Below are 8,375 nucleotides of genomic sequence, written 5' to 3'. Positions count from 1 at the left end.
CGACCCGACCACATCGATCTCCACCGGCCCGACCAGCCGCACCCACACCAGCTCCGGAAGGCCGGGGAAGCGCGTCACGAACTCCTCGGCCCCTTGTGGCCACGGGCTCCCCCAGGACGGGAGATGAACCACCGACAGTCGGTCGACGAACACGCCGTCGACCGAGGTGGCATTCGCGACCGCCAGATAGCGGACGCCCTCCAGGGAAATGGTCAGCTCTCCGAAGACACCGCCGCGGATCAGCAGGATGTCGAAGGTGCTGTGGTCGCCCACCGCGGAGCTGGAGATCCTTTCGATGAAGCTGCCCTCGTATTCCGAGAGGATCTCCTGCGCCTTCAGGCATCTCGCCCGAAACGTGCCGCTGCCGGCCCCCATCCAGTCCCCCGGAATGTTCAAGGGGCGGTCCCGGATCTCTCCGGGACCGCCCCTTGTCTACGACTCTGTCGAGTCGGGACGACAGGATTTGAACCTGCGACCCCTTGACCCCCAGTCAAGTGCGCTACCAAGCTGCGCCACGTCCCGCTCGCGCCGTACCCGGCAGTCCGGGTGAACGCGCAGGTAAACCCTACCGCATGTGCCGGGTCACTTCGGCGGCGTCGGGGTGTCGTGGGTGCGGTACATCGCCTGGATGTCCAACTCCAGTTGGACGGTGGGGCCGACGACCGCGATGCCCCGGGCCAGCATGCTGCGCCAGTTGAGGGTGTAGTCCTCGCGGTGGAGTTCGGCCGTGGCGAGGGCGGCGCAGCGGAGTTCCTCGGCGTAGCCGCCGTTGACCGTGCCCAGGTAGGTGGTGTCCAGGTTCACCGAGCGGCTCACGCCGTGCATCGTCAGCGAACCCTGGAGCGTCCACTTGCTGCCGCCCCGGTAGGCGAACCGGGTGCTGGTGAAGTCGATGTACGGGTAGCGCTCGACGTCGAGGAAGTCACCGGAGCGCAGATGGTTGTCCCGCGTGGTGTTGCCGGTGGTGATGCTGGACGCGTCGATACGGACGTGGACCGTGGACTCGGCCACTTCCTGGGCGATCTGGATACCGCCCTGGAACCGCTCGAACCTGCCGTGCACATGGGCCATGCCGACGTGCTTGGCGATGAAGCGGATCGCGGTGTGCGGCGGGTCGAAGAGCCAGGTGCCGGGCGGCGGGAGTTCCTGGGCGCGGCCGGGTTGGAGCCAGACCCGCTCCGCGGGCGCGGGGGTTCCGGCGACGACCTCGACCGTCTCCTGGTGCGGCTGGAGTCCCTGGGCCGAGACGAGGAGGCTGTAGCGGCCGGGCGGCAGGGCCGCGAGGAAGAAGCCGTAGGGGTCGGTCGTACCGGAGGCCACGACGCGGTGCGAGTCCAGGGCCGTGACCGTGACCTCGGCGGACGCCATGGGCGAGCCCATCGGGTCGACGATCTCCCGGCCGAGGCCGCCCGCGCCGGGCGGAAGGGGGAGCGAGAGGCCCGCCGCCGTGGCGGCGGCGCCTTGGGGCAGCCAGCGCCTGAGCAGTGCGAGGGCCATGGTGATCACCTTTCTTCACAGCAGTCGTACCGGCATACGGCGCCGGCCGACACGCTCCCGATCCTGCGCGCTCGGGCGGTGGGACGGGTGTCTCAAATCGAGACACCCGGGACACCGGGGACTCCTGTTCCGCCGTCGCCCTCCGCGTAGCGGCGGACGATCGGCTCCAGGTAGTCCGCGTGCGGGCCTGTCAGGTCCGGGAGTTGGGCCGTGGAGCGGATCAGGGCGATGCGGTCCAGCTCCGGTTCGCGGTCCTCGGCCCGTTCCGTCGCGGCCATCGCCTCGTACCGCTCGCGCAGCCGGGCCTCCGGGAGGGCCGGCGCGCGGAACAGGACGCCGATGCCGCCGTTCCCGGCGCGGGCGACGTTCCAGAAGGTGAGGCCGTCGGGTGGGGTGTCGATGCCGGTCTCCTCGCTCAACTCCCTTGCGGCGTGCCGGTGGAGGGATCCCATGTCGAGCGGTTCGTCGCCGTCGGGGGGTTCCAGGGAGCCGCCGGGAAGTTGCCAACGTCCGGGCGCAGCCGTGGAGTTGGACATCCGACCGACCAACAGGCGTCCGTCGTCGACCGGTTGGAGGACGGAGACGAAGAAGGACGGCAGCCAGGAGGTGGCGCCGGGCACGCGGCGGAGGGCGAAGTGGCGGTACGTCGTCCGCACCCAGGAGACGGTCAGGCCGTACGGTCCCTCCCGTTCCGCGCCCGCGCACACCAGGACCGGACCGTCGAAGAAGTGCGGGTTGGCGCCGACCAGTTGGCCCCACACCCGGTCCATGGCCAGCCGCTCCCCGGGCGTGAGCCGAGGAGCGGCGGTCTCGACGAGCCGGAGCCGGTGGACGTCCAGGAGTTCGGCGCCGGGACCTCGCGCGTTCTCTTCGATCATCGGCTCATGCTGGCACACCGGGCAGGTCAGTTCAGGGCACCGGGAGCCATCACCGAGGCTTCCTCCTCCGCCTTCAGCAGCGCCGACTCGGAGCCGCCGACGGTCCTTCCTCCGCTACGGCCCGACCGGCGCGCCGGCACCAGGAGCGCGGCCAGCGCGGCACCGAGCAGCAGCACCGCCAGCAGCGTGAACCCGTGGGTGTACCCGGAGTCGTACGGCAGGCCCGATGCCTGGAGGTGGCCGGTGACCAGGACGCTGGTCACCGCGGCGCCGATCGAGCCGCCGATGGTGCGGATGTTGGCGTTCATGCCGGTCGCCGCGCCGGTCTGCTCGGGCGGGACGCTGCCGACGATGAGGTTGGCCATGGAGGCGAAGGCGAGTCCGATGCCGAGGCCGAAGATGCCCGCGACCAGGGCGATCTGCCACTGCTGGTCGTGCCAGAGGGCGAGGATCGCGCAGGCGACCGCGCCGAGGGCGGCACCGGTGGTGAGCAGGGCCTTGGCACCCACGATCGGTTCCAGGCGTCCGCTGAGCACGCCCGAGACGAACATCGCGATCAGCATCGGGAGCATCAGGAGTCCGGACGCGGTGACGCTGGCGCCGAAGCCGTAGCCGGCCGAGGAGGGGGTCTGGACGAAGCCGGGCAGGAAGGACCAGATCGCGTACATGCCGGCGCCGAACAGCAGCGCGGCGGTGTTGGTGGTCCACACGGACGACAGGCGCATCACCTTGAGGTCGATGAGCGGGCTGCGGGAGCGGGCCTCCGAGAACAGCCAGGCCGCGAAGAGCACGACGGCCGCGGCGAAGAGGCCGACGACGCGTACGGAGCCCCAGCCCCAGGTGCCGGCCTGGCTGAGCGGCAGCAGCAGGGCGACCAGCCAGCCCGAAAGGAGCGCGGCGCCGAGCCAGTTGACGCGTCCGTCGGCGCGGCTGGGCGACTCGGGGACGTAGCGCAGGGCGATCAGGGTGGTGGCGGCGACGATGCCGACGGGGAACCAGAACAGCCAGCGGTAGTCGAGCGCGGACACGATGGGACCGGCGGCCACCATGCCGACGCCACCGCCCGCGGCGATCACGGCGGACAGGTTGCTGATGCTGCCGGGGACCTGGGAGGCGTCGAACTCGTCCCGGATGATGCCGAAGGAGAGCGGGAACAGCGCGCCGCCGACGCCCTGGACGACCCGGGCGATGATCAGCACGCCGATGTTGGGCGCGAGCGCGGCGATCAGACAGCCGGCCAGCACCGCCACGAGGACGGCGACGAGTGTGCGCTTCTTGCCGACCAGGTCGCCGACGCGGCCGAGTATCGGGGTGAAGACCGAGGCGGACAGCAGATAGGCCGTCATCACCCAGGTCGCGGTGGACTGGGAGGTGTGCAGCGCGTGCTGGACCGTCGGCAGGGCCGGTGCGATCAGCGACTGCAGCATGGAGAACACGCCCGCACCGGTCGCGAGGACCGCGAAGGTGAGGCGGGTGGACTTGCGGGGCATGGAGAGCCTCTCCGAAAACAAGCGAACGGGGGTGCGCCCGCGCGGGCTTTACGGCGGAACGCGCCCACACTGCTAAAGTGGAGGTACCCCTCCACCATAACGGAGGTACCCCTCCGGTTCAACCGAGCCCGCCCCAGGGAGGCACCCGTGACGGCCCAGCCGTTCCCCGTCAGCGAGATCGTCGCGGCGCAGAGACCGCACCGCAAGGACGCCGCCCGCAACTACGACGCCCTGCTGGCCGCCGCGCGCGAGGCCTTCGCGGAGCACGGCTCGGAGGCGTCCCTGGAGGACATCGCGCGGCGCGCGGGCGTCGGCATCGCCACCCTGTACCGCAACTTCCCGACCCGCCGGGCCCTCTTCGAGAGCGTCTACGCGGACGAGGTGAACGCGCTGTGCCAGGTCGCCCTGGCCGTCGCCGACCAGGAGCCGTGGGAGGCGCTGGCATCGTGGCTGAACCGGTTCACGGGCTACATGGTGACCAAGCAGGCGGTGCGCGAAGCGCTGGACAACGACTCGGAGATCTTCGGCACCTGCCGCGAGTCGATGTTCTCGGCGGGCGGCCCGCTGTTCGAGCGCGCGCAGAAGGCGGGCGTGGCCCGCACGGACATGGACTTCGGTGATCTGCTGCGGCTGGTCGCCGGCATCACCGGGACGAAGTTCGTGGACGACGCCCAGCGCGACCGCGTCCTGGCCATCGCGCTGGACGGCGTGCGCACGAACCACTGACCGCGCGGACCACCGAACGGCCGTTCACTCGGGGGGCGTTCCCTCGTACGCGGCACGCAGCAGCGTGAGCACCCCGTCCTCCGTGACCGGCCGCGGGTTGGCGTACGCCTGGCTCACCGCCTGCGCCGCCGCCGTCGCCAAGTCACCCTCGTTCAGGCCGAGTTCGGCGAGCGAGCGTGGTGCGTCGAGTCGCCGCGCCAGATTCCACAGGGCGCGTGGGGCCTCCTCGGCGTCCAGCGCGCGGGCCACGGCTGCCGCCGCCTCCGGTGCGGCGGGCGCGTTGTACGCCAGCGTGTACGGCAGCACCACCGTGTGCGTCTCCGCGTGCGGCAGGCCGAAGGTGCCGCCGAGGACATGGCACAGCTTGTGGTGCAGGCCCATGGTGGTGGCGCCGAGGCAGGTCCCGCACAGCCACGCCCCGTACAGGGCGCGGCTCCGGGCCTCCAACGACCCGGGTTCGGCGGCCAGTTCGGGGAGCGCGTCGGCCAGCGCCCCTAGGCCCTCCTCCGCCATCATCGCGACCAACGGGGAGGTGTCCGGGGCGTACAGGGCCTCCACGGCGTGCGCGATCGCGTTGACGCCGCTGGTCACCGAGAGCGGTACGGGGAGGTCCAGGGTGAGTTCGGGGTCGTAGACGACGCTGCGGGGCAGGACGGCGGGGTCGCGGCCGGTGCGTTTGGCGCCGTGTTCGGTGAGGCCCCAGACCGGGGTCATCTCCGAGCCGGAGTAGGTGGAGGGCACGGCGATCAGCGGGAGGCCGGTGCGCAGGGCGATCGCCTTGCCGAGGCCGATCGCCGAGCCGCCGCCCACCGCGACGCAGCCGTCGGCGCCCAGTGTGCGCGCCAACTCGACCGCGCGGTCGGCGACTTCGACCGGGACGTGCATCCTCGCCTCGGCGTGCACCCCGACGCACAGTTCCCCCAGCGAGTCGGCGACCGCCTGCGCGGTGGCCGCGCCCCGGGCTCCCGAAAGCACCAACACCCGCCGCAGACCGAGCCGTTCGGCCTCCCCGGGAGTCGCGGTGAGCGCGGCGCCGGGGCGGAACACGACCCGCATGGGCTGGGCGTCGTAGGCGAAGGCGAGGAAGTCCGTCACGAGGACTGCTCCAGTACGAGGTCGAAGCGGGCGTGGCGGAAGGGGTTGGCGATGCCGAACTCCCGTGCCAGGGAGGGGTCGTCGGTCGGGGTGAAGTCCTCGACGAGGCTCTGTTTCACGGCGAAGACGGCGTCGGAGTCGAGGTAATCGCTGCCCGCGACGAAGATGTGCGTGGTGACGGGGGTGTGGCCGTCGGCCGAGGCGATGAAGTGGATGTGGGCGGGGCGGTAGGGGTGGCGGCCGGTCGCCTTGAGAAGGTCGCCGACCGGGCCGTCCGTCGGGATCGGGTACGGGCTCGGTACGCAGGTGCGGAACCAGAAGCGGCCCTCGGCATCCGCGGTGAACAACCCCCGTCCGTTGCCCGGGGGTTGGACGTCGGGCTGCTGCACGTCGTAGAAGCCGTTGCCGTCGGCCTGCCAGACGTCGAGGAGGGCGCCCGGCAGCGGGGTGCCGTCGCCGGAGACGATCCGGCCGCCGACCACGCACGGCTCGCCGCCGCCCATCAGGTCGATGTTCGCGCCGAGTTCACGGACCGGCGACTCCGTCATGTGGAAGGGGCCGAGCACCGTCGACTCGGTGGCGCCGGCCTCGCGGTCGCCGTTGATCGTCTCGACCAGCATCGACAGGCCGAGCACGTCCGACAGGAGGATGAACTCCTGGCGGGTGTCCGTGCACATCCGGCCGGTCTCCGTCAGGAAGCCGATCGCCCGCTCCCACTCGGCCCGGGTGAGGCGGGTCTCCCGGGCGAACGCGTGGAGATGCCGGATCAGACCGGTCAGCAGTTCACGCAGCCGCGGGTCGTCCGTCCCTCGCAGACTGGCGACGGCCTCATCGGTGACGGTGACGTGCGTGGTCATTGCGGCTCCCTACCCGAATGCGAAATGTCAGCCGTGCCCGAGGATGCGGCGCAGCGCGTCCGTGAGCAACTGTTCGGCGTTCTCGGCCGCGTCGGCGTGGCGGAAGGCGACATACCCGTCGGGGCGGACGAGGAGTGCGCCCGCGTCGGACACCTCGCTCAGCCGGGCCCAGTCGCCGTACGGGTCCTCGTACTCCTGGCCGGGGCCGACGACGACCGTGGCGATGTCCAGGGGCTGGGCCTCGGCCGCGCGCAGCCAGGCCTCGCCGCCGATGCCGGTGAGGAGGGTGAAGCGGCCCTTGCCGACCGTGTCGAGGGTCGAGACGGTGCGGGTGCCGGCGGTGATCCATGCGTGCGGGAGCTTGGCGCCGGGGCGGGAGCTGGGCTGGTGGTACAGCTCGCGGTCGCGCCCGAAGCCGGGATCGGGTGTGCCGTCGGGCACGACCGCGGTCGAACTCTCCGCGGAATAGCGCTGGTTGAGGTCGACGCCGTGCGCGTTGAACTCGTACACCTTGAAGGCGATCGCCTCGCGCAGCGCGGCCCGCTGCTCGGCCGCGGCCGCGGTGGCGTCCTTGCGGGCGGCGATGTTGGCCCACAACTGCTCGGGGGTCTGCGGGGAGAGGCCGTCGAGCGCCTCGAAGATCGGGGCGGTCTCACCGATGGACTTGTTGGCGCGGGTGACGATCTGCTTGCCGACGGGCGCGCGTTCGGCGTCGTAGGTGTCGAGCAGTTTCGGCGTGGCGGTGCCGTCGAGCACCAGCTTCAGCTTCCAGGCGAGGTTGTAGGAGTCCTGGATCGAGGTGTTGGAGCCGAGCCCGTTGGACGGCGGGTGGCGGTGCACGGCGTCACCGGCGCACAGGACCCGGCCGTTGGCGTAGGTCTCGGCGTACATCTCGTTGACCGTCCACGCGGAGGACGACTTGATGGTCACGGGGATGTCGTCGTCGCCGACCAACTGCCGTACGACGGACAGCGCGTACTCCTCGGTGAGGTCGGGGGCGCCGGCGCTCACGTCGTACCCCCACACGATCAGCCACTCGTTCCAAGGGCTGACGCAGCGCACCAGGCCCGCGCCGATGCCGCCGACGGTGGCGCCGGGGGCGAGCACCCAGTAGAGGGTGGAGGGCCGGTGGGCGGTGTACTTGCTCAGGTCCGCGTCGAAGACGATGTTGATGCTGCCCGCGACCCCCATCTGGCCGCCCATCGGCAGCCCGGCGTCCTCGGCGATCTGGGAGCGGCCGCCGTCGGCGCCGATGAGGTACTTGGCGCGGATCCGGTACTCGTCGCCGCGCAGCCGGTCCTCGACCGTGACCGTGACGCCGTCCTCGTCCTGCTCGAAGGACTGGTAGACCGTGCTGAAGCGGACGTTCGAGCCGCGTGCGAGCGCCGCGTCGACGAGCACCGGTTCCATCAGGTGCTGGGGCATGTCGCACATGCGGGTGGGGCTCGCCAGGTCGTGGGCGGCCTGCACCAGCGGCTCGTTGCCCCAGGAGCGGATCCGGCCCAGTTCCTCGCCGGCCAGGCTGGTGCAGAACGTGGTGTCGCCCATCAGGTGCTGCGGTGTCGCCTTGGCCAGCACCTCGTCCTCGACGCCGAGGTCGCGCAGGACCTCCATGGTGCGCTGGTTGGTGATGTGCGCGCGGGGCGTCCTGGTGAGGCGCGAGTAGCGCGTGACGACGATGTTGGGGACGCCGTAGGTGCTCAGCGCCAGCGCGGCGGAGGCCCCGGCCGGGCCGCTGCCCACGATCAGTACGTCGGTCTCGACAACGTGCACGGCGGGACGCTCCAGGGGTGAGACAGGGAGAGGCGGGGTGGGACTCGGCGGGACGGGGT

General features: G+C 71.4%; 8 protein-coding genes and 1 tRNA gene. 1 reads left to right on the top strand and 8 read right to left on the bottom strand.

Annotated features, from left to right (window positions below):
• The 5 genes from JHN63_RS43565 to JHN63_RS43545 form a co-directional block, all read right to left on the bottom strand.
• The coding region (locus JHN63_RS43565) for a hypothetical protein (protein WP_200690670.1) at window positions 1-375 on the bottom strand (375 nt) is incomplete at its 3' end.
• A 73-nt stretch (window positions 376-448) separates the two neighbouring features.
• Window positions 449-522, bottom strand: a tRNA-Pro gene (locus JHN63_RS43560).
• 60 nt (window positions 523-582) lie between these two features.
• The gene (locus JHN63_RS43555) at window positions 583-1,497 is read right to left on the bottom strand and encodes a YceI family protein (protein ID WP_200690669.1); all 915 of its coding nucleotides are present in this window, start codon (window positions 1,495-1,497) and stop codon (window positions 583-585) included.
• Window positions 1,498-1,589: 92 nt separating this feature from the next.
• Entirely contained in the window at window positions 1,590-2,375 is a 786-nt protein-coding gene (locus tag JHN63_RS43550) for an NUDIX domain-containing protein (protein WP_200690668.1), read from the bottom strand.
• 26 nt (window positions 2,376-2,401) lie between these two features.
• A complete protein-coding gene (locus JHN63_RS43545) occupies window positions 2,402-3,865 on the bottom strand; it encodes an MFS transporter (protein ID WP_200690667.1) in 1,464 nt (487 codons plus the stop codon).
• 147 nt (window positions 3,866-4,012) lie between these two features.
• Here JHN63_RS43545 and JHN63_RS43540 point away from each other — a divergent pair, with 147 nt between their 5' ends.
• Entirely contained in the window at window positions 4,013-4,591 is a 579-nt protein-coding gene (locus JHN63_RS43540) for a TetR/AcrR family transcriptional regulator (RefSeq protein ID WP_200690666.1), read from the top strand.
• Window positions 4,592-4,615: 24 nt separating this feature from the next.
• Here the strand turns inward: JHN63_RS43540 and JHN63_RS43535 are convergent, their stop codons facing one another.
• Genes JHN63_RS43535 through JHN63_RS43525 form a run of 3 tightly spaced genes read right to left on the bottom strand, consistent with a single transcriptional unit; the run spans window position 4,616 to window position 8,316 of the window.
• Entirely contained in the window at window positions 4,616-5,647 is a 1,032-nt protein-coding gene (locus JHN63_RS43535; protein WP_200690671.1) for a maleylacetate reductase, read from the bottom strand.
• A 35-nt stretch (window positions 5,648-5,682) separates the two neighbouring features.
• The gene (locus JHN63_RS43530) at window positions 5,683-6,543 is read right to left on the bottom strand and encodes an intradiol ring-cleavage dioxygenase (RefSeq protein WP_200690665.1); all 861 of its coding nucleotides are present in this window, start codon (window positions 6,541-6,543) and stop codon (window positions 5,683-5,685) included.
• A 27-nt stretch (window positions 6,544-6,570) separates the two neighbouring features.
• Window positions 6,571-8,316, bottom strand: a complete 1,746-nt coding sequence (locus JHN63_RS43525) for an FAD-dependent monooxygenase (RefSeq protein WP_200690664.1) — start codon at window positions 8,314-8,316, stop codon at window positions 6,571-6,573.
• Between the last annotated feature and the right edge of the window lie 59 nt (window positions 8,317-8,375).

Origin of the sequence: Streptomyces sp. MBT65 (assembly GCF_016612545.1) — a bacterium.
In the GTDB taxonomy this organism is placed as follows: domain Bacteria; phylum Actinomycetota; class Actinomycetes; order Streptomycetales; family Streptomycetaceae; genus Streptomyces.
The sequence above is the reverse complement of the archived record's forward strand: the minus strand, read 5'-3'. Positions and strand labels throughout refer to the sequence as shown.